This is a genomic window from Bacillus ectoiniformans (genome assembly GCF_016908875.1).
GTDB lineage: Bacteria > Bacillota > Bacilli > Bacillales > Domibacillaceae > Bacillus_BX > Bacillus_BX ectoiniformans.
In genome coordinates this window covers 48,178-70,966 of record NZ_JAFBES010000007.1, presented here as the reverse complement: position 1 = coordinate 70,966, position 22,789 = coordinate 48,178, and the positions used below count along the sequence as shown (strand labels likewise).

At 40.0% G+C, this 22,789-nt stretch carries 18 protein-coding genes and 1 pseudogene; 7 read left to right on the top strand and 12 right to left on the bottom strand.

Translation table 11 applies throughout. The features are described from left to right. Positions 1-26: 26 nt before the first annotated feature. The 3 genes from JOC78_RS11065 to serC all read right to left on the bottom strand — a co-directional run bounded on the left by JOC78_RS11065 (position 27) and on the right by serC (position 4,312). A complete protein-coding gene (locus tag JOC78_RS11065; RefSeq protein WP_204555688.1) occupies positions 27-1,682 on the bottom strand; it encodes an S-layer homology domain-containing protein in 1,656 nt (551 codons plus the stop codon). A gap of 352 nt (positions 1,683-2,034) precedes the next feature. Further along, positions 2,035-3,237, bottom strand: a complete 1,203-nt coding sequence (locus JOC78_RS11060) for a phosphoglycerate dehydrogenase (RefSeq protein ID WP_204555685.1) — start codon at positions 3,235-3,237, stop codon at positions 2,035-2,037. Further along, positions 3,197-4,312, bottom strand: coding sequence for a 3-phosphoserine/phosphohydroxythreonine transaminase (gene serC / locus JOC78_RS11055; RefSeq protein ID WP_204555682.1), 1,116 nt, complete (start codon positions 4,310-4,312; stop codon positions 3,197-3,199). Before serC ends, JOC78_RS11060 begins: the two co-directional genes overlap by 41 nt. Positions 4,313-4,911: 599 nt before the next feature. On the opposite strand from serC, the gene JOC78_RS11050 reads away from it, so the two are divergent. Together JOC78_RS11050 and JOC78_RS11045 are read left to right on the top strand one after the other, a co-directional pair. After that, positions 4,912-6,315, top strand: a complete 1,404-nt coding sequence (locus JOC78_RS11050) for an alanine/glycine:cation symporter family protein (RefSeq protein ID WP_204555679.1) — start codon at positions 4,912-4,914, stop codon at positions 6,313-6,315. 338 nt (positions 6,316-6,653) lie between these two features. Further along, entirely contained in the window at positions 6,654-7,838 is a 1,185-nt protein-coding gene (locus JOC78_RS11045; protein ID WP_204555676.1) for a trypsin-like peptidase domain-containing protein, read from the top strand. A gap of 55 nt (positions 7,839-7,893) precedes the next feature. Here JOC78_RS11045 and JOC78_RS11040 read toward each other — a convergent pair whose 3' ends face one another. Continuing rightward, positions 7,894-8,787, bottom strand: a complete 894-nt coding sequence (locus tag JOC78_RS11040; RefSeq protein WP_204555673.1) for a hypothetical protein — start codon at positions 8,785-8,787, stop codon at positions 7,894-7,896. A gap of 484 nt (positions 8,788-9,271) precedes the next feature. On the opposite strand from JOC78_RS11040, the gene JOC78_RS17640 reads away from it, so the two are divergent. The 3 genes from JOC78_RS17640 to JOC78_RS11035 all read left to right on the top strand — a co-directional run bounded on the left by JOC78_RS17640 (position 9,272) and on the right by JOC78_RS11035 (position 10,004). Further along, entirely contained in the window at positions 9,272-9,403 is a 132-nt protein-coding gene (locus JOC78_RS17640) for a hypothetical protein (RefSeq protein WP_275582029.1), read from the top strand. A 96-nt stretch (positions 9,404-9,499) separates the two neighbouring features. Continuing rightward, entirely contained in the window at positions 9,500-9,634 is a 135-nt protein-coding gene (locus JOC78_RS17635; protein WP_275582028.1) for a hypothetical protein, read from the top strand. A 178-nt stretch (positions 9,635-9,812) separates the two neighbouring features. Further along, positions 9,813-10,004, top strand: coding sequence for a hypothetical protein (locus JOC78_RS11035; protein WP_204555670.1), 192 nt, complete (start codon positions 9,813-9,815; stop codon positions 10,002-10,004). Positions 10,005-10,039: 35 nt separating this feature from the next. Here the strand turns inward: JOC78_RS11035 and JOC78_RS11030 are convergent, their stop codons facing one another. Both JOC78_RS11030 and JOC78_RS11025 read right to left on the bottom strand, forming a co-directional pair. Then, entirely contained in the window at positions 10,040-11,155 is a 1,116-nt protein-coding gene (locus tag JOC78_RS11030; protein ID WP_204555668.1) for an S-layer homology domain-containing protein, read from the bottom strand. A gap of 185 nt (positions 11,156-11,340) precedes the next feature. Next, the gene (locus tag JOC78_RS11025; protein ID WP_204555666.1) at positions 11,341-12,708 is read right to left on the bottom strand and encodes an aspartate kinase; all 1,368 of its coding nucleotides are present in this window, start codon (positions 12,706-12,708) and stop codon (positions 11,341-11,343) included. Between the two features lie 237 nt (positions 12,709-12,945). Between JOC78_RS11025 and JOC78_RS11020 the strand changes: the two genes are divergently transcribed. Next, positions 12,946-13,407: a competence protein ComK gene (locus tag JOC78_RS11020; protein WP_204555664.1), complete on the top strand. Its 462-nt coding sequence runs from the start codon at positions 12,946-12,948 to the stop codon at positions 13,405-13,407. A 66-nt stretch (positions 13,408-13,473) separates the two neighbouring features. Here the strand turns inward: JOC78_RS11020 and JOC78_RS17860 are convergent, their stop codons facing one another. Both JOC78_RS17860 and JOC78_RS17855 read right to left on the bottom strand, forming a co-directional pair. Beyond that, positions 13,474-14,259 (bottom strand): methyl-accepting chemotaxis protein, encoded by a 786-nt coding sequence (locus JOC78_RS17860; RefSeq protein WP_420829935.1) that lies wholly within the window; start codon positions 14,257-14,259, stop codon positions 13,474-13,476. Positions 14,260-14,415: 156 nt separating this feature from the next. After that, positions 14,416-15,201: pseudogene (locus tag JOC78_RS17855) on the bottom strand (cache domain-containing protein); the annotation flags it as partial. A gap of 413 nt (positions 15,202-15,614) precedes the next feature. Between JOC78_RS17855 and JOC78_RS17630 the strand changes: the two are divergent. Next, complete coding sequence (locus JOC78_RS17630) at positions 15,615-15,746, top strand: hypothetical protein (RefSeq protein ID WP_275582027.1); 132 nt, start codon at positions 15,615-15,617, stop codon at positions 15,744-15,746. Between the two features lie 30 nt (positions 15,747-15,776). Here JOC78_RS17630 and JOC78_RS11010 read toward each other — a convergent pair whose 3' ends face one another. The 4 genes from JOC78_RS11010 to JOC78_RS10995 form a co-directional block, all read right to left on the bottom strand. Beyond that, on the bottom strand, positions 15,777-16,247 hold the full coding sequence (locus JOC78_RS11010; RefSeq protein ID WP_204555660.1) for a hypothetical protein: 471 nt from the start codon (positions 16,245-16,247) through the stop codon (positions 15,777-15,779). Positions 16,248-16,484: 237 nt separating this feature from the next. After that, a complete protein-coding gene (locus tag JOC78_RS11005; RefSeq protein ID WP_204555658.1) occupies positions 16,485-19,013 on the bottom strand; it encodes an S-layer homology domain-containing protein in 2,529 nt (842 codons plus the stop codon). A gap of 787 nt (positions 19,014-19,800) precedes the next feature. Further along, complete coding sequence (locus JOC78_RS11000) at positions 19,801-20,106, bottom strand: hypothetical protein (RefSeq protein WP_204555655.1); 306 nt, start codon at positions 20,104-20,106, stop codon at positions 19,801-19,803. Positions 20,107-20,371: 265 nt separating this feature from the next. Further along, complete coding sequence (locus JOC78_RS10995; protein WP_204555653.1) at positions 20,372-22,564, bottom strand: 5'-nucleotidase C-terminal domain-containing protein; 2,193 nt, start codon at positions 22,562-22,564, stop codon at positions 20,372-20,374. Between the last annotated feature and the right edge of the window lie 225 nt (positions 22,565-22,789).

Genomic DNA, 22,789 nt, shown 5'->3' with positions numbered 1-22,789 from the left:
TAGTTGCTGGTTGGTTTTTTCATGCCTTAATATAAAGCGGTTAGTGAAAATAGTGGAATTCTTTTCCCGCCTACAACTGCTTCTCGCTTTAGTAGTCCTAGCCCTTTTCCGTAATAGCTATATAGGGCTTCTACCTTTTGATCATTGATTCTCGCCGCAAACAACAAGTCTAAGTCAAACTCTGATAAATACAGCGGAAAATTCGGCGGCGGCGTTTTCTTTACGACCACCACGTCAGAAACGTTTAAGCTGCCTAGTTTATAACTCGCTTGATCATCCACCACGGTTCCTTGATTATTCTTAATGAGCGGTTCACTGAAACTCCCGTAATTGGCCGGGATGCTCCATGTGCTTCCTTTTTTCACTGGTACAGCCAGCAGATTTTCAAGTCCATCGAATTCGTCGTAATGCTGCAAAAACTCTTCCGACTCCACCGTGACTTGGATAATTCCTCTCCAGCTGGAACTATTGTATAACGAAGCGCCTATGATCGGATACTGCACCATTGCACGCTCCGCTATTTCACTTTTGTACGGACTAAACGGCAAAGTATCCCCGTTTGCGTTTTTATAGAAATAAATCAATCCAGCAGATGGCAAATAGGATGGAGAGGCCGGAAGCGTACTCTGATAATCTTCTCGAAAGCTCAAGTCTTTCAATTCCGTTTGGACCGTTCCATTTGAATGAATCATTTTTACAAGTCCCACACCCGGCGCATAGTAGCTGCGGTAGCCTAAGCTATTCGTCACTTCAACCACCTGATAAAATGTCCGTGCTTCCGTTTTTAATTCTTTATAGACATTAGTCACTACATTTTTTGTCACTGCATCATTCGTTTTCGATTCAAAACTTTTGCCAAATTCAACTGGATAAGCTAGTAAAGGTACTTCTTCCTCATCAGCAAACAGATACCCTAAGCCTGTCTCGCTTTCACGAAAACCATGTACATCCGCGACATCATCCTGTTTATAAAACCAATAATCCACTCCATTATAGCTGCCTTCATACATCTCGGTGGACGGCTTGCCATTGATATCAAAATGATAGACGAAATGGCGGTCCTGCTTATAGCTTTCCATTGGTTTAAACGAATCATTTAGGACACGTGACAGAAACACCGCAAAATGCTCCCTGCTAATGGTATTAAGCGGCCTGAAGCTTGCGTCACCATAGCCTGTAGTCACTCGGTTTCCTGCAAGGGTCATAATAAATGAATGATGCCAATCCTTCGCAAACACATCTGTAAACTCTTTATTGTAGCCGCCTTCTAGCGAATAAGCATTCACTAGAATTTTCGCCATCTGCGCCCGCGTTAATGTGCCGAACGGCTGAAAGGTACCATCTGGCTTCCCGCTGATAATGCCAAGCTCCACCGCTCTGGCCACCTCGTTATAGCCATCCATTCCCGGCTGCATATCCTTAAAGCCCGGATTTTTCACCTGTTGAATATCCTGTTCCCCAAGCGCCCGCAGAATCATCCGGACCGCCTGAATCCGCCTAACCGGTTCCTGCGGTTTAAAGGTTCCGTCCCCATAGCCGTTAATAATTTTTTTATCAGCAAGGAAACCAATCTCTGCTGTATAGCTTTGCACATCGGGAAATTGAGCAGCTGCTTCAGTCTGAGCCTTAACGGAAAATAACAAGATACTGGTCAATACCATGATTGATAGTCGTTTAATCATGTAAGTCTCACCTCCTCTGTTAAAACTATCCTATATATGAATCTTCTACAATATGAGATTCGTCATAATTGCATAAAAAATAGCGAGACATTAAATGAAGTGGACATCCGATTAGAAATTCAGGAATCTCCGGTAGAATTGGGTTTTCGCCGTTAGAATTTGAAAAGCCGCCGTTAGATTGTCGCTTTACGCCGTTAGAAACACCAAAGCCGCCGTTAGAGCCTAAAACAGCTACATATACGTTAAATACTCTGTTGGAATCGGGTTGTTATTTGGACGAACTGCTCTTTTTCGAAAGAAAAAAGCCCGGCTTATTCCAAAAGTATGGAATGGGCCGGGCTTTCTGACCTTATTAAATAACTCGTACTGTTACTACACCAGGAATTTCACTAATATTAGCTTTTAAGCCTGGAATCACTTCGCCGTTTACTTTATTATCGATGTCGATCATCGTATAGGCGTATTCACCTTTACTTCTGTTCATCATATCGGCAATGTTTAAGCTGTAATTGGCAAGAGCCGCAGTAATTTGTCCGACCATGTTCGGGATGTTTTTATGAAACACTGTCACACGTTTCTTACCTACATAAGGAAGCTCTACGTTCGCAAAGTTCACAGAGTTACGAATGTTTCCTGTTTCTAAAAACTCTTTAATTTGGCGTGCAGCCATTAATGCGCAGTTTTCTTCTGATTCTTTTGTAGACGCACCTAAGTGTGGAATCGGAATGACGTTTTTCATTTTCAAAATATTTTCGTTTGGGAAGTCAGTGATATACTTGCCCACTTTACCGCTTTCGATCGCTGCTGCCATATCTGTTTCATTCACAAGCTCACCGCGTGAGAAATTCAAAATATGTACGCCAGGCTTCATGATCTCAAATGTTTCTTTATTGAACATTCCTTTTGTTTTATCCGTTAAAGGAACATGGACTGTAATATAATCACAATTAGCAAAAAGCTGCTCAATCGTCATCGCACGCTGAACATTGCGAGACAGGTTCCATGCCGTATCAACAGAGATAAATGGATCAAACCCCATAACATCCATATCTAAGTCCAGTGCATCGTTGGCCACAAGCGCGCCGATCGCTCCAAGGCCGATAACACCTAGCGTTTTCCCTTTGATTTCTTTTCCGACAAACTGTTTTTTACCCGCTTCAACAAGCTTCGGAATATTATCGCCTTGATCTTGAAGAGATTTCGTCCACTCAACACCAGCGAATAGATTTCTAGAAGAAGCCATAATTGTTGTCAGAACTAATTCTTTTACCGCGTTGGCATTAGCACCAGGAGTATTAAATACAACGACGCCTCGCTCAGTGTATTCAGCTACAGGAATATTGTTGACGCCAGCTCCCGCACGAGCAATCGCTTTTACATTATTATCAAGCGTCATATCATGCATATTAAAGCTGCGAAGCAAAATACCATCCGGGCTTTGGCTGTCATTATCCACTGTGTAGTTCTCATTATTAAATACGTTTAAACCGCAGTCTGCGATGTTGTTTAATGTTTTAATTGTGTACACTTGTTGTTTCTCCCCTTTTTTCTGCATGTTTGCTTTCAAATTGCTTCATAAACTCTACTAACGCCTCAACGCCTTCTACTGGCATCGCATTATAGATACTAGCACGCATTCCGCCGACTGAACGGTGACCTTTTAACGTTTCTAAACCTGCTGCTTTTGCTTCTTTCACAAAGGCTGCGTCTAGCTCATCAGACGGTGATACGAATGGAATATTCATTAATGAGCGGCTGTCTTTTCTCACAGGAGAAGAGAACATCTCTGACTCTTTAAGGTAGCTGTATAATAGCTCCGCTTTTTGACGATTGATTTTCTCCATCTCTTTCAGTCCGCCGAGCTCCTTCAGCCATTCAAAAACAAGCTTAGCCATATAGATGCCGTACGTTGGCGGCGTGTTGTAAAGGGATCCGCTTTCGCTATGAGTCTTGTAATCAAGCATCGTTGGACAGCTGTCAGATGCTTGGCCAATTAAATCTTCGCGAATAATAACGACCGTTAAACCAGCAGGACCGATATTTTTCTGCGCACCTGCATAGATCAATCCAAACTTGGAAACATTCACTTCTTCTGAAAGAATATTAGATGACATGTCTGCCACTAATGGAACATCGCCCGTATCAGGAATATCTACAAAACGAGTTCCTTCTATTGTATTGTTCGTTGTAATATGTACATAATCGGCTTCAGGATCAATCATGCTTGCATCAATGGCAGGGATATAGCTGAAATTTTCATCCTCTGAAGACGCAATCACTCGAACATCCCCGTATTTCTTCGCTTCTTTGATCGCTTTCTTAGACCATGAACCTGTGTTCACGTAGTCAGCTTTTTTGCTTTTCGCCAATAAGTTCATTGGGATCATTGCAAATTGCTGGGAAGCTCCACCTTGAATAAATAGCACTTTATAATTTTCCGGGATCGACATCAGTTCTCTTAAAAGCTCTTCCGCTTTTGTGATGATCTCTGTAAATAAACCCGAACGATGGCTAAGTTCCATCACAGACATGCCAGAATCGGCATAATTCACTAATTCTTTCTGAGCTTTTTCAAGTACTGGCAACGGCAGCATTGACGGTCCCGCTGAAAAATTATACACTCTTTCCACGTTTTCACCCTCATTCGTATTTGATGTTATTTCTGAAAATTTATACTTTAATAATATTCATGAATTATAAATTATAAACTACCACATATCAAGAGGAAGAGAGTGAACAATTCATACTTATTTGAAATCTGCAATTTTGTTAACGCTTACAATTGGTATGGCTCCTGCATTTCTTTAATTACGAACATTTTGTAAAATTTTTTTATCATCATACGTGTTTTAATTTCAATGTTTAAAGGGTTGTAATTTTGCTAATTTTACAACTTCTAAATTTTTTATGACATTTTTTTAGCTGATTGCTATAATAAAAAAGATTTTTCTTGTGTGTTTTCACAAAAACCGTTCAGTCTGTTTTATCCTTTAGACAATTGTCGTTTTATTTTCACATGTTAAAATAATAATAGATTCGATTTGAAACCGCTTCCAAAAAAAGGGGAGCATCATTGAATCCTTTACACCAAGAAAAATAATCAACAGCGAACTGTTCTATTATATAATTGCCGTTTTCTTTACATTTACTGCTTCATTGTGACGGTCTAGCTTCTTAGAAAAGGAACAGTTTCAGTTACACCAAGAAGATCAAACAAGGAGGATGTAACATGTTAGAAGTTTTGCAGAAGATCAACGGCGTACTATGGGGGACTCCAAGTTTAATACTCCTAGTCGGTACCGGCTTATTTCTCACCTTTCTTCTAAAAGGTTTGCAGTTTCATCGTTTGCTGTACGCATTCAAACTAGCTTTTTCTAAAGAAAATGAAGAGGATGCGAAAGCAGAAGGTGATGTTAGTAACTTTAAGGCATTAATGACAGCTCTTGCAGCCACAATTGGAAACGGTAACATTGCAGGGGTAGCAACAGCCATTACACTTGGCGGTCCTGGAGCGATTTTCTGGATGTGGGTCGTAGGTTTACTGGGAATGGCAACGAAATATGCTGAAGCCCTTTTAGCCATGAAATATCGTGTAAAAAATGCAAATGGAGAATATTCAGGCGGTCCGATGTATTACATAGAACGTGGTCTTGGACGTAAATTTAAATGGCTGGCTGTCGCTTTCGCTTTCTTCGGTGCCTTTGCCGCATTAGGAATAGGCAACAGTGTTCAGTCCAATACAATTGCTGATGTTATGTCGAATTTCCTTGGCATTAATGGATGGATCACAGGTGGAATTCTTGTTGTCTTAACAGCGATGATCATTTTTGGCGGACTTCAAAGAATTAGTACTGTGGCTGGATTCTTCGTTCCAATCATGGCTTTCCTATATATCGGTGGGTCTTTATTAATTATTGGCATGAATTATGATCTAATTATCCCTTCTTTCCAATTAATTTTTGAATATGCTTTCTCCCCTATCTCAGCTGTTGGTGGCTTTGCCGGTGTGATGGTGGCAGAAGCGATTCGTAACGGAGTTTCTCGCGGAATCTTCTCTAATGAGGCTGGTTTAGGTACGGCCGCTTTAATCGCAGGAAACGCACGTGCAGATCACCCTGTTAAACAAGCATTGGTAGCAATGACAGGTACATTTATCGTTACACTAATTGTTTGTACAATGACTGGGCTTGTTCTTTTAATGACAGGTTTCTGGGATCCAACAGGCGGAGCTCTTTCTGGAGTTGCCCATGATGCGAGCCTTGAGGGCGGCGCATTGACGACTGCCGCGTTTGGTTCTGTGCTTGGCGGTTTTGGTGAATGGATCGTTTCTCTTTCTGTTATTTTCTTCGGCTTTTCTACTATTGTAGGGTGGTATGTATACGGAGAGAAATGCTTCGAATACCTTGCAGGTTTAAAGTTTATTAACGCTTATCGTATTGTGTATGTAGCAGCAACAGGAATTGGCGCCATCGCCAGCCTGACAACGGTTTGGGCTTTCGCAGATATGGCGAACGCATTAATGATGATTCCAAACTTAATTGGTATTCTATTGCTTTATAAAGTGATTGTGAAAGAAACAAACAGCTACTTCCAAAGCAAACAGTTTAAACAAGAACAAAGAAAAGCAAGCTGATCCATTTCAGCTTCAGCTGTCGAGATGAAATCCTCGGCAGCTTTTTTTATATAATGAAGCTTGTGCCTGCCTCTTTTCCTCCCTACAAAAGCCTCCTAAATACCACCTTAAAATAAATAAACACTCGGTGACATTTTTCGGAATATATTATAAAATAATACTTAATTACTAGATTCGAGGTGGTTCTATTGTATTGCCCTAGATGCGGAACCGAGATGGGAGAACAGACTAGATTCTGCTCCGGCTGTGGTTCAAAAAAGAAAAAAGGAAATTTATTTCGCGTTTTGCTAGGAGTATGCATAATCAGTATTATTGCATTTAGCGGAGCCATTGTGTATATGTTTCAACAAACCGGGAAGGAAGAAGCTAAAACTGCCATCTCTCCTACTCAAGTGAAGAAAGAAGAGCCTGCACCTCCCCCAACAGTTATAAAACAAGTCGTCGCACCTCCTAAAGACCTGACCAAAGAAGAGCAAAAAGCGCTCACAGAAATTATTGCCGATACCCAAAAGAAAGTGTACACGATTTTTGCGGATGGCAGCCAGGGCTCAGGATTTCTTATCAATAAAAAGGGTGATGTCGTCACGAATGCCCACGTCGTGGAAGGGGCAACTTCTGTGACAGTTAAAGACCTTGCAGGAAAAGAACACAGCGGGAAGATCATCGGCTATTCCAACAACACCGATGTAGCTGTCATTCGCGTGGCCGCACTGGCAGGAAAAACGCCGCTTCAAGCCGAGAAAAGCAGTAAAGCCAAAGTTGGGGAAGAAGTCATTGCACTAGGCAGTCCGCTTGCGCTGGAAAATACGGCGACGTTCGGCTACATTACTGGAGTTGACCGCAGCTTCTTTATTGGCAGCCGCTCCTATGACGGCATCTATCAAACGTCTGCAGCCATCGCACCCGGAAGTAGCGGCGGTCCTCTCGTTTCTAAAAAAAGCGGAAAGGTCCTTGCTATCAATTCCGCAAAAATGAATGGGCAAGATGCGATTGGATTCAGTATTCCAATGAAAGATATCAACGAAATGATTCAAGGGTGGATTAAAAACCCTCTTACAGAAGAAGAACTTTATTCTCTATTCTACAACGACAACGGCGGGCTTTATTATCAAGAGTTCTGGGATGATGAAGCTTATTTTGACGGCGGAGAGTATAGTGATGAGGAATCCTATGACTACTATGACGTGCCTGACGAATGGACGGAAGAGGAGTACGGCGAGGAATACGAAGACAGCGAAACTTATGAAGAAGAATATAATGAAGACGAAACGTATGATGAAGAATATGACGAAAGTTACGATGACTCCTATGACGCACCGGCAGATTATGAAGAAAGCTATGAAGAACCGCCAGTTGAAGAAGAAATAATTGAGGAAGAAACACCTTCAGAGGATGAAGAACTACCAACAGTTGAAGATATCAACGGAGATGGTATGATTGACGTCAACGATTTAGAAGAAGATCTAAACGGAGACGGGCTGATTGATGAAAATGATTTAATCTTCGCTGGCATTCAGCCGTAAGAAATCACGAATGCAAAAAGATGAGCGTCCGCAGATGAATGCAGACGCTCATTTTTTATTGAAAAGCCTCATATATTTCTTTAGTTCGCGGATTCACTCCATACCAGCCCCAGGTAGCGGAATGACCTTCTCCAGTATCCGGATTATCAATCACCATTTCATATACTTGAATGATGTAATCACCGTTTTCAGAATGGTCATAGCGCACCTGCACATTCGGTTCTGTAATCGCCAGGTACTCACTAACTAACTGCTCTGATTGGGCAATCGTTAAGGGCTGATCATTCTCTTGCCCTTCTTCTTCACGTCCCGGCTCTACAGGCATAAACGGTTCTAAGCTGTCAGCTGGTTTCTTGATATCACTTTTAGGAGTCACTGGTTTTTCAACCGGCTTCTTCGCCGCTTCGTCCAGCTCCTGATCCTTCGCTTCCTCCATCAGACGGGCAGCTTCATCTACTACCTTTTGTCCGTCACCTTTCCCTAAGTCTTTCCTAGAAATCGAGGTAAACGCTTCCTCCGCTTCTTGATACTTGCCAGCAGCTAACAGATCCTTGCCTCGCTGCAGTTCTTCTTCTACTTCCGCTATTTGTCCCCCAGCTTTTTTAGCTAAGCTATATAGGCGTTTAGCTTGCGGTTTCACTGTTTTAACTGCTTCAGCCTTACTTTTATCATTCATCACTTTTTTAGCCGATTTCATGGATTGCTTATAGTTTCCTTTAGCATAGTCATCACGTGCTTTTGCCATATGTTTAGCGGCAGCAGCTGACTGTTTCGCTTCATTCGTTTCTTCTGCTTCTAAGGCTTCCTCATAGGCTGAAACAGCATCCTGATAACGCTCCTCCTTCATCGCCTCTAGACCTGATTTCATCTTCTCATCGTACGGTGACGAAGAGCAGCCCGCTGCTAGTAAAACAAGAGCACCGGCCAGTATGATTAACAGCTTTCTCATCCCATTATCTCCCTTGTACTAAGATATATAGACATTATATCGGAAATAGCGGATTTTTGTTAAATTCCTCTAATTTAATAAAAATAAATCTTCCGGCTTACTCGTTTCTATTTTATTGAAATATTAACCCAATCTATAGAAAAAAGTAATATTCGATCCTCGTTTTCAATCTATTTTACCGCGATGAATCTCCCTGTTTTTCGTTACATTTTCTTCTAAAAATAAATATTTTAGGGTTATTAACTGAATATCCCTTTCCTCTCAATTACTTACATGTATAAACAAGTCTTGTTCGTGGTAGAATTACTAGTGCTGAGACTTTGGTTGGTTAGCCATCTTCAGCGCCTGAACCGCTGCTTCAATTGAAGCAGCGGTTTTTGTGTGAAATGTGCCAGTTAACTTATTAATAAAACCTCTTGCGTTTTTTCTTCTCAAATAAGGGTATCTTATAAAAAAAGAATAAGATTGAGACGGAGGTTACTGTATGAGTAAACTATCAAAATTTATACGTTTCGCCTTTAAAGCCGGTGTATTTCTATACCCTTATGCGAAAAAAATGATGAATAAAAAGAATAAGGCAAACCGAGGACCTGTCTCTACCGGTTACCGTAAATAAAAAATATAAGCAGAAGTTTCCCGACTTCTGCTTGTTTCTTTTTCTAACGTTAAGGGTATATTAATGGATACCATCACCATTGAAAGGATGAACAATATGAGAAAACGCAGCTTGATCAAATACGGCATGATGCTGGCTCCAATTGTTATGCCAAGAGTGAAAGAGTATTTAAATAAGAAAAAACTCCGTAAAGACTACGAAAAAGGACAGCAAAATAAGATTAAATCTTAACTTTCACCTGTTCTGTACATATAGAATGTATCGAAATAGTAACCAATAAGAAATTATCGGTCTTATCTATTTCTTGGTTTACTATTTGTTCTGAAAACTTTAAACTTATACTATGCATCCAGATTTATACTAATGCTCATAGTAGCCTGAAAAGATGTTTTAAGAAAGGATGGAGGAAATGAATCAAACGCAACCCACTAATTCAAATTCAAAAAAGCTTTGTGTTTATGCACTTGCCCTCGCCCCAATTATTCTTCCGAAAATGCTTGAGTATTATGATAAAAAGAAACTGCGCGAAGAGTACCAAGCGGCTCACCGCGTAAACGCGCAGCAAAACAGCATCTTAGATCAATTATCAGATGAGAAATAAACAAGCGAAGAGGCTGTCCAAGGACAGCCTCTTCTTTAATATACCTTTATTAATTCAATTATTTTTTTAGCAGGGGTAACGGTTGCATCAATCGTTAAAATATGGCCGACACCTTCTGCATAGTAAGAATAAAAGCCGTCATAGTTTTTAATTTCAATGACATTTCTAAAAGTGCCTGCTGGAGTAGTGATCGTCTTAGCCATGTTTGTCACGACATAATAATCGACATATCCGTTCCACTCGATAGAACCGAACGTCCATTTAGAATTTAATGTAATTGGATAAGGAATTTCAAAAGCTATTTCTGATTCCTGCCAGCCTACAGCCATTCTAGTACGATCTTCTAAATAGCTGTAAAAACCGTCATCTCCTCTGTCTCTTGCTGCAGTCCAATCATCCCATCCGTAATATGAACCTGTATAGTACCATGTTTCTTTTCCAGTATAATAGTCAGTATTCATTTGATACACATACGTTTTAGAGGGATTCAGCTTCAAGCCGCCAGATACTTGGCGATTCTGCAAACGGAACGTCTCAATATCTTGCGTTTTGTACGTATCACTTAATGAACGAGCCACAAAGGCGGAGAATTGCGCGCGAGTGACTTTATTCTTTGGGCGGAATGTATGGTCGCTATAGCCGATCACAATACGGTTGGCAGCCAGTTTTGTTATGTAAGAGTGCGCCCAGTATGAAGCAGGTACATCTTTAAATCCAACTTTACTTGTTCCTGTAAAATCAAAGGCATTCACAACCGCTCTCGCCATCGCTTCTCTAGTAATGGATGCATTCGGATAAAACACGGCCGCCTTCGGAAAGAATCCTTCATCGACAGCTGTGGCGATTTCTTTATAAGACGGATGAGTCCGCGGTACATCTTTCATGCCGGGATCCGGGCGGTTATTTGTATTTAATTTTAACGCACGGACAAGCATAATTGCGACTTGCGAGTTTGTCACTTGGTTATTAGGTCTAAATGTCCCATCCTGATACCCTTTAATGATTTGCTTGCTTACTAAGTAATTAATTTCTTTTTGCCCCCAAAAAGATGAATTCACATCTTTAAATGTGGCGGCTTCTGCTTGTTGCTGAGATGAAAAGACAACAGACAACAATAGCAGGAATGATAAAAATATTTGCAGTTTTTTCAATATATATAACTCCCTCCAATAGAAATAATACTATTTTATCATATTTATAGAATGTTTTAGTATATATTTCCCTAAAATATAAAATAATTGCCGAATATTAGCGAATAGTAGAGTAGTTTGTCAAAGGAAAGAGTATTTATACATAAGAAAAAGCTGCCTCGTATAAAGACAGCTTTTTAATATATTTACTGTAATACAGCCGTAGTGCTGAAGAATTCATTATATAACTCTTTTAATACATTATTGGTATCCTTCTCATGAATACCAAAGACCAAACTGACTTCAGACGATCCTTGGTTGATCATTTCGATATTAGCCCCTACTCTTGAAATCGCCGTTGTGGCGCGGGCAGATAACCCTAATGTATTGTGCATTCCCTCACCTACAAGCACAACCATAGCAAAATCATGTTCAATATAGACATCGTCTACTTTTAGCTCTTCACGGCATCTTGAAATAATTCTCGCTTCTTTTTCCGGTGTCAGCTGATGACTGCGCACAATGACAGACAGATCATCGATTCCCGACGGCGTATGCTCATAAGAGATTTCTTCATCTTCTAAAATCTGCAGCAATCTTCTGCCAAATCCAAGCTCACGGTTCATTAAATATTTACTGACATAGATTGTTGAGAAACCGCCATCTGCTGCAATGCCAATCACAGGACTCTTCGAATATTCTCTTTCAGCAACAATCATCGTCCCTGGCGCTGAAGGATTATTCGTATTTTTAATGCATACCGGCACCGAATACTGGAATGCCGGCATTAACGCTTCATCATGGAAAACGGAAAATCCTGCATAGGATAGCTCACGCATCTCACGATAAGTCATCCGCTTAATTTCTACAGGGTTATTAACCACTCTTGGATTAGCTGCGAACACAGAATCCACATCGGTGAAGTTTTCATATAGTTCCGCATGAATAGCTGCTGCTAAAATAGAGCCGGTAATATCTGAACCTCCGCGGGCAAATGTCATCATGACACCATCTTTCGAATAGCCGAAAAATCCCGGGAATACCACGACACCTTTACGGTCACGCAGACTATTTAAGTTCTCATATGCTTCTGGCAGCGCACGAGCTCGACCAGGTTCATCACTGACAAGCAGACCTGCTTCTTTCGGGCTGACATATTCCGCTTCAAGTCCAATACTGGAGAAATAAGCCGCGATCAATTTAGCATTGTTATCTTCACCGCTTGCTTTCAGCTGATCGACAAATAATTCCGGCTGATTGAGGTTCAATGTAAGCCGTTCTCTAAGATCCTTCTCAATCACTTGGACAATCTCTTCATTAAGATCCAGCTCTTTTGCGATATCTCCATAACGCTGCACAACTGCCTGCAGTTCCGCCTCTGCCTCATTTTTGTTAAGTGAAGCAGCCGCTAAATCAATTAATAAATCCGTTACTTTTATATCTTCGTCAAAACGTTTACCCGGAGCGGATACGACCACAATTTTTCGCTTTGGGTCCGCTTGAATGATCGATGCCACTTTTTTAATTTGTTCCGCACTTGCAACAGATGTTCCGCCAAACTTACATACCTTCATCCTATTATTCCACTCCTTGCTTCTGTTTACTGCCAAGATGTAAACTATTTATTTGAAAAATTATACCATCACTTTACTTAAAAAAGAAGAAATTATCAGATATTTTTATACACAAAGATAGATCCTTCCCTCATTTTAAAATAAAAGAGGAAATATTCTTACTATTATGATATTATTTTCCTGTGTAAATTGATATAATTTGAGTGTATTTGACAAGTTGACAGGGGGATTGTGGAAATGAGAAGTAGTAATTGGGGGGATTATGTCGTATCAGGTACCACGATGGCATTAATCGGTGAAGATCCTTGCTCTGAGTATAAAACAAAAATATATGATACGAAGGGCATTTTTTACTCAAAGAAAACACCATTGGAAATCTTAGATGAAGCTTGTATGAAAAGGTTTTTTACGTATAGCTGCCAAATTAAAGTTGTAGGCAAACAATTAGGCTATTCAAGGAAAACACCGCTGATTATCTGTAAAGATGAAATGATCTATACATTTCCAACTTGTGCACCTACCCGGCAAGACTGTACATGGATTTTCCCGAAACACATCTGGCAATCCTCTGTAAAAGATAAAAAAGTCCACATCCGTTTTTTTAATGGCGAAGAAATTAATTCTAACTGTTCTCTAGCCGTATTTAAAAAACAGCAATACCGACTTTCTCATTGCTTCCATTCAATCCATAATCGATAGCGCCTGCACCTAATGGAAATAGGTGTGACACAAGAGAACCTATGCGGTTCTCTTGCGTTAACCATCTTATAATTTGAATCGATGCACATTCTCTTGCAGTTCTGCAGCTAATTGCCGCAGCTGCTCAATGGCTTCAATATTCTCACCAATTTGACTTAATTGTGACTTAGATAATTCTACTACGTCTTTTGTACTTGTTGTCGTCTTCTGCGCAATTGTTGACATCTCCGCGACCGATGCCGTCACCTCTTCAGAACTAGCTGAAATTTCTTCAGAAGTTGCTGAGACTTCCTGTATCTGCTCTGCCACGTTTTCAATCGATTGCAGAATGTGAGTGAAAGCTTCACCTGCAGATGCTACCTCTTCCATCCCACGTTCTACTTCACTTTCACTTTTTCTAATCACAGAAACTGATTGATTCGTCGCTTGCTGCAAGGTCGTGATAAGAGTAGAAATTTGATCCGCCGATTTCTTAGATTCCTCAGCAAGCTTTCTCACTTCTTCTGCCACTACCGCAAATCCTTTGCCATGCTCTCCTGCTCTAGCTGCTTCAATGGCCGCGTTTAAAGCGAGTAAATTCGTTTGATCCGATATCTGCGTGATCACGGAAATAATTTGTCCAATTTCATCCGAGTGTGCATTTAAATCTTTAATTTGCTCCATCCCTTCATGCACAGAAGATCGGATCGAATCCATTTGTTTAACGACATTCTCAATTTTGCTTTTTCCTTGCTGTGCTTCTTTAGTTGTGTGAATAGCCGATTCGGAGACTTCACTAGAGCTTTCAGCAATACGCTGGACACCAATTGATATTTCCTCCATCGCCCGTACTGACTCATCAGAACTATTCATTTGTTTTTCAGAGCCATCCGCTACATAAGCAATGTTTTCTGCTACATCCTGAGCCGCATTCCCTGTTTCCCTTGATCTCGTCGCCAATTGGCCAGTCGCTTCCTCTAAATGATCTGAACTATTATTAATGCTAACCAAGATACTCTTTAACGAGTCAACCATGCGATTGAAGCTTTGAGAGAGCTGCCCAATCTCATCCTCTCGACCCGCTTCCGCCTTTTCTCTTAAATCTCCATCACTTACTTTTTCCGCTATCGCCACAAGATTTCTAAGCGGAAGAACAATATTTCTAACAATAAACCAAGCTGCTAACCCACCTATTATGACGGAAGCTAACATAATCACTATTGTTATATTAAATATTGGTTGTGCTTCTTGATCTATTTCATCCAGCATCATAATTCCGGCAATCTTCCAGCCAGTTAACTCGTTCGTTTCATATATAAAGTGCTTCGCCTCACCTTGAGACACTGCATCAAAGCTGCCTTTATCACCAGCAGACATTCCCTTGTTCACTTCAGCATTTACTTTTAAATCCTTGCTATAAGAAGGATGGATTAAAATGTTATTCTCATCATCAGCAATAAATAAATAGCCTTTTTCACCAATTTTATTGCTTAATATTCCTGACTTTAACTCGCCCACATCTAAATCATAGCCGACAACTCCGCTTCCATCTTGCATTCTATGAGCCACAGTGACTACCGTGGTGCCCGTCAGCGCATCGATGTAAGGCTTTGTAATAATTGACTCGCCGGAATGTTCCATAGCTAATTTATACCACTCACGCTCTGTTGGATTATAGCCAGCTGGTACAGGAGTGTTCGGCTCGTTAAAAAAAACGCCTGTTTCAAAACCAGCAAAAACACCGACGATTTTATCGTTTGATGTTTGGAAGCTTTTTAATACAGTATAAGCTTGAGCCGCGTTCTCTTTCGTCATCATGCTGCCGTTAATCTGCATACTTAAATATTCGGCTCGGCCTTTCTCCGGCAGCAGCGTCTGTGTAATTAATTGATTGCTCAAATGCACATCCGACTCTGCTTGCTGCGTCATTTTCTCCGTAATTTTTTCATGAGACGCCCGATAAGAAAATACACCAATCGAAATGCTTGGAACAAATAAAATAAAGGCTGTAAACAAAAGTAGTTTTTGCCTAATCGTTAATCGTGACATAAGACTTTTTTACCCTCCTCTTTATGTATGAACTGATAGATTTTACCTAAAATTCTCTCTATTTACAATAGATTAAGAAGATTACTATATATTAAGTGTTTTCTGTTTTCGACAGAAATTGACATTGTTTATTTTTCCAACGATCGGGAATTATATGATTAACGAAGGAGAGTGTTACTATGAGAGGAAATAAAACATTACTGACCACTGCAGCACTTGGCGCCGCCTTTTTATTAAGAAACGGAAAATCACGAGACAAATTGATGAAGCAATTTCAATCATTAGGTTCTAGCAATAAGAAGAACAAATAAAACGAAGCGGGGAGATGAACCCGCTTCGTTTTATTTTGTTTCATTATAATCCCACAACAACTTCCATTCCTTCTGCTCTTTCACCGCAAATACATCTTGACCGATACGAAACCTACCATATTTCCCAATATACGTTTGAGTGACAGTCACTTTATAAACCGAACTGTAAGCTGCCGATTCCTTTGACATTCGCCAATTCTTTATTTCCTCCGCATCATTTAATGTATACGCAAACGTCTCCACACCGAAATGATTCATAAATACATTAGCGCGATCTTGAATATAGGAGCCTTTCGGAAACTGCTTCTTCATATCAGAATGAAACAGCTCCCAGGATTTCGAGAAATCGCCAGCCTGTTCATATTGGTAAAAGGCATTCACTGCCTCTTTTGCTTCTTGGCCGGACGAAGAACCAAAGATACTGAAAAACAGCAATATCCCGCCGGCAGCCAGCAGCAAAATCATCAGCAGACGAGGCTTATTCCTTCGTTTTTTAAACATACGGATCTCCTTTTAAGACAAAGGTATGGTTCATTGTATTCGGGTGGGCGGGGGAATATTAATATATCTGTGAGGTCAGAGAGAAAAGAGGTAGTGAGCTCGTCACTAGTTATTGGAGAGAGGTTTGCTTCTTATGATTATATATAAAGAAACCTTGCGGAGACCGGAATCTCCGCAAGGCATTTGGGTTTATTTGGTGGGACAAGGAACCTGTCCCTGTGTCCCTCTTAATCTATATTACTTAACAGCTACACCGTTAGCATCTGTTAATAATGATTGAGATTCTTTTACTTCTACTACCGGGGCTTGAGCAGGAGCAGCCTCTAAAGTGAACTTCACTTGAGTGTTGCTTCCAGCTACAGTAGATAGAGCACCCGCTGCTACTTCTGCGTCATTAACTGTGATATCAAAAACATCATTTGCATCAGTAGACGACGCAGGAACTGTTACTGCTTCACTGAATGTTACATACACATCTTGACCGATCACTTGCTTGCCCGTGATTGTTGCAGCCGTGTTGTCATTTACAGTTACTGTAAAGTTAGCTGCATTCATTGTGTTGCCTGCTTTATCTGCTACGTTAGAAACAGATAGAAGGGCTGGCGTTCCAGTAGATTGATCTCCAATATTGATAGAACCTTCTGGAAGAACGATTCTTACTGTATTTTTTGCAGCGCTTGTAAAGTAAATTTCCGTACCTGCCGGCAACGCTTTTCCATCTACCTTGTAGTTAGATAAATTTAAGGCAGAAGCAGTTACCTCTTCTAAGCTGCCAGCAGAACCGTTTTTAAAGCTAACTTCAAATGTATTTTTTGCACCAGATACATTTGTTACAGCCGCTACTGGCTTTGTTGTATCAGTTGCAGATGTTTCACCGACTGTGAATGTTTGAGTAATAGCGGAAGTAGCATTTCCATTTGCATCTTTAAAGAAACCGGCTGGAATTGTTACTGTATATGTTCCAGCTGCCACTGCAACATCACCAGTTTGAATGTCTACAAGGTATTCTTTGGCGTTGCTGCTATTTACGTCAGACTCCGCATCAACTACGTTAAATTTAACGCCTTCTGCATTTTTAACAACAATGTTCGCGTCATTTCCAGCAACAGTTAAGTTTTCATCGAAAGTAAAGCCAAACTGTTTATTGCCAGTCGTTACAGCTGCTTTCTCAAGTGCAGGTGCCGCTGTATCTTTAACAAATGTGATGCTTGTAATGAATTCTTCACTTTTGTTTCCAGCTAAATCTGTCATAGCGTCAGCAGCAATTAATAGGCTGAATGTTTCGCTAGTAGAGTCACCAGTGAAAATGCCATCGCCAGCAGTTGCACCGTTCAAATCAGCTGTAAGAGTATACGTTTTTCCAGTTGTGTCTGCCGTATCTTTCACTAATTGAACATCAGTGATAACCGCACCTTTTTGAAGTTTAGCAGCTACTGTATCTGCGCTGATTGCTTCGCTTAGTGTCACCTTCGCTGTGTTTTGTCCTGTCATTTGAACGTTTGTTACATGCGGTTTGCCAGTATCAGCAGCCGGCGCAATCACTGTACCGTTAAATAAGAACATTTCATTTTCAGCAGCTGCTGTATCTTTCGCACCCGCTACATATAAATCCGCTGTCGCTGCAGCTGATAAAGTATAGTCAATCTCTACTTTTGACGCATCTGCTGAGCTGATAGCCACTTTATCTGCAGCAATTGGAGTGCCATTTACACGTACAACTGTTGGCGCAGTGCCGATTGCTTCAGAGAATTGAAGAACAATCTTGCCATTTTCATAAGATGTTGAAATAACACCTGGGTGATCTGTATCTGTGAAGCTGAATACTTTGCTGAACTTTTCAGTTACAATGTAATTGCCTTCTTCATCTTTATCTTCTGTAGCGACAGGATTGACCACTAATACTTGATCTTCTCCTTCAACACCGCCATCAAAAGTAAGTGTCACAGACTTTTTATCTTCAGAAAGTACCGCTGAACTAGCTTCAGTGCTTCCTAACTGATAGTTTGCTGTGTCAGTTGCATCGTTATCCACATCAGCGTCTTCAGCTAATAGGTTTTTGTTAAATTGAACAACCATTTGCTTTGAGTTTAATGCACTTACTTCAGTTACTTCTGGAGCCTCTTCCTCAACGCTCTCCACGCCTTCAACTGTACGCACTAAGAAAGAAGCGTATTGTGCACGGCTTACGTTTGATTTCGGGTTGAATTCAGTTACTACTGTAATGCCAAGTCCAGAAAGTGTTTCGATGTAGCCGCGAGCCCACTCGTCTGCTTTTTCTAAATCTTGAACTTGTGACTCGTCTGCTTCGAACTCATCAAGGTTGAAAGCTTCTACTAATACTTTTGCCATTGCTTGACGAGTAATTTGGTTGTTAGGAAGAAGGTTGCCGTTTGATCCCTCAAACACACCAAACTTTTTAACGATCAATGAAGCTTCGTAAAGCTCTTGGTCCGCATAAGTAGATGGTACGTCATTGAATGCTTTTACATCAGATGTATCCACATCGCCGTTTTCACTTACAAGGTAACGAGCAAGTGTTTTCACAACTTGTCCTCTAGTGATGTTGGCATTCGGGCTAAATACGCCGTTGTTTCCTTTGATCAAGCCGCGATCTGCTGCTTTGTAGATGTTTTCTTTATGAGAACCGAAGTCTTTTTCGTCTTCGAATGTTACTGTTTCTGCTGCGCTAGCTGGAGATACAGCTGTAGCAACTACCGCTGCTGTTACAGAAGTAGCAAGAAATTTTCTTAAATTAGTGTTAGACATTATTTTCTCCTCCTATATGTAGGGGTAATTTATTTAGGTAGTGACAACGGTGAGAATATGTAACTAGCACTCTCGAACCTTTGTCTGGAGTAATCTTACCATGTATAACTATTATGTTAAAAGAGGATAAAATTGGTATAATATCTATATTAAAACATTAAAATGTCTATTTAACCATTATTATTTACCTATAAAAATTACTTTTTTAGTATTTCAAGTTATTAATTACTATAAAAAATTCTTTAATATGGAATTTGTAACTAGTTACTGGAATTAATGGATTGTTACAAATAAAACAATTTAATTGCATATATATCAACGTTTCTTACACTTTTCAATACTTAGATTTTTATACTTTTTATGGAATCATAGAGGTATTTTAGATACTCCTCTATTTTTTCACCAGTCTTTCACATTTAACTAAAAATAATTCTTTTTACCTATACCTTTCACTTCTTCTCATAAGTTTCATGAATTTAATCGAATTTACCCTATTAATTAGTAGATTTAATTACTGTAGAATTAGTAATTTAGAATGAAATATAGTTAATTCATTTAATATATTTAGAAAATATACACAAATATATTTTATTATTTACCATTTTTTTAACCACTCTTTAAAAAACAAGGGAAAAATTTCTATAATCATCAATTGTTTTTGGTTAATATGGCTTTCGTCCTCATGTCTGATAGAGCGATCAAAATATATTCAAGTTTGCACAGTTATCGGTCAAACGCTTGTAATAATAAAGAATATTTCAAACAATACAAAAAAAGGAGCAGTTCTCTAATGAGTAAACTGTTCCTTATCTGATGTCAGACAATGCATGATGTCCTTAAAAAGCAGATCTGCCTGCTTCTTATATTCTTTGAAATACGGAATAGATTCTTCTCGTTCATACAGATAAATCTCATACACATAATAAAAATTTAAAAGCTTGACGGTCATTTCATTGGTCATATATCCATTCTCATTTAAACAACTGACTAACTCATAAAATCCCACATATGTCTTTCTTTGCAGCTTATGATTTGTATAGATTCGATACATACATCTTATGAGTTCTCTCATTTGCAGAGTTATCTCATTCACTTGACTCCCCCATTTTTTTCTCCAGCGTTAAAAGAGCTGAAAAATTTCTCCCAATTCGAAAACTTAAAGAAAACAGTCGTCATATCCCCACATGACTCGTTCTTCCTATCATCCCTTAGTGCTATTTTCCTCTAAATATCCACTTAATACAAGGGAATAATTAGAATTTTTAAAATTAATTGGTTTCAATTTTAATACTACACAAAAAAACAAGCGGTGGAATCGTCCCTTCATCCTTCCGCTTGTTTAATTCGTTCTTATTCTTTTATCTTCCGTCTAAAATTCTGCCTTCTACAGACGGAATGGCACCAGGGTTAGCTTTCAAATAGTCACTGAAGATTTCCCAGTCAACAAATCCCGGCTCGCTGACACGACCGCTATCATAGGCGTTCTTAAACATTGTATAGCCATCGCCGCCTTTAGCTGTAAAGGTATTAGTAGCCACAGCATAGGTTTTATTCAGATCCAGCTCTGTAAACGTCTCACCATCTTCTTTTACTTCGACAGTTACTACACGTTCCCCAGCTGACTGAGTCGCATCATAGGCGAATTTCAATCCTGCAACTTGCAGGAAGGCACCGGACTGCTCAGGAGCTTGGCTCACACTGTGTTCAAGAGCTGCTTTAATTTCGGCTCCGGTTAAATCCATGATCGCAAGTGAATTACCGAATGGCATCACAGTCAGCACTTCATCCATTGTTACTTCGCCTTCATCGATTGACGCGCGGATTCCGCCGCCATTTTGCAAGGCAATGACCGTATCACTGTCGATCGTTTTCGCTTTGGCAAGCATACCATCCGTAATTAAATTTCCTAGATTCGTTTCCTTCGTACGGACATTTGCACGTTCTCCGTCTAGAACGACATCCGTTTGTCCAACCACTGTTTGTTTCACTTCATCGATTTTTGGCTTGTATTTGTCATTTAAGATCTTAGCGGCCTCTGCATCTTCTTTCAGCTTATAAGTGCCATCTTCATTCTTGGCATCAATGTCGATCAATTGTCCAGCATGACCTACCACTTTTCCATCTTTATCAAACTCGACATCAAGTGTACCTAAATATTTATTATATTCATTGGCTTGCACGATAATCGTTGGCTCTTCTCCAGTTGTCTCAACAAATGGTTCCGCTAATTGATCATGAGAATGACCGCCGACGATGACATCAATTCCTTCTACTTTTTGGGCTAGAGTTACATCATTATCACCGCCGCCATCTTTAAATCCGATATGTGTGAGGGCAATGATTTTGTCTACACCTTGCTTTTCGAACTCAGCTACTGCTTTTTGAGATTCAGCTAAATAGTCTTCAAATACGACGTCTTCACCTGGTGAAGAAATAATCTTTGTCTCCGCAGTTGTTAACCCGAAAATGCCGATTTTCTCGCCATCCACTTCTTTAATGATGCCGTCATATAACTTGCCGTCTTCTGGAGCAGCAGAGATTTCTGGACTTATCAAATCCTTTAAGTAAGCATCCTGTGATCCATCGACATTGGCACTGACTAATGGGAATTTCGCGTTCTTTATAAAGGCCGCAAGCGTTTCTGTCCCCATGTCAAATTCATGATTCCCAAGCGTCATCGCATCATATTTTACTAGATTCATAAACTCTAAATCAGCTTGACCCTTAAATTCGTTGAAGTAGAGAGTGCCTGAGAATACATCGCCAGCGTCAAGCAGCAAAGCATTCGGCTTTTCTGCGCGCGCTTCTTTGATTGCTGTAACTTTTCTAGCCGCATTATCAATATGTGCATGGGTATCGTTTGTATGCAAAACAGACAATTCAAAAGACTCTTCTATGTCCGGCTTTTGTTTGGCTTTTTCACTGCGGACAATGAAGGAAATGATCTGGCCGCGTGTTACTTTTTTGTTCGGAGAAAAAGTAGTGGGAGTCGTACCTGTTGTTATGCCCATCTCCATTAATGGTTTCAAGAATTCTGCATACCAGGCATCTTTATCTACGTCCGTGAAACGAACATCGGTTAGCTCACCTTTTTCAAAAGAGAAAGCGTGGGTGATCATTTTCGCAATTTGTGCCCGGCTTAGTGGAGCATCCGGATTAAACTGACCGTTGTTTCCTGACACGATGCCAGCCTGAGTTAATGCAGCGATATAACTATAGGCCCAATGATCTTTCGTTACGTCTTTAAAACCAGGATCAGGGACATTTTTGGTATCAAGTCCCAAAGCCAACACCATTATTTTGGCTGCTTGAGCACGTGTGACTTCTTGATTTGGGCGAAATTCATCGCCATATCCTTTAATTACGCCTCTCTCATGCAAGGACTTTAACCCTTCATAATAATGGGCATCTTCTTTTACATCTTTAAATACAGGTTTATTAGGATTTTTGACCTCAGGCTTCTTTGCTTCAGCAGGTAAACTAGCGATTGATCCAGTTGCCATAGCTGCAACCACAGCCGTCACAAACAATTTCTTCGAATAATTGGACATGAAATCCCTCCTAATTTTGTCGAAATTATGAAAATAATCTCATCTCTTTTATCCTACCATTTTTTTATTTTAGAAAAATGGTAGAATTGTTTTATTTTTGAATAAATTTAATGAAAAGTTTGTAAACAGGAAGGGTTTTCTCTTTCAAAGTAGATCTTTTAAAAGTCTTTGGGAGATGTAGAGCATATATTTTATCTCAATCGAGAGCAGCATAATCTACGAACT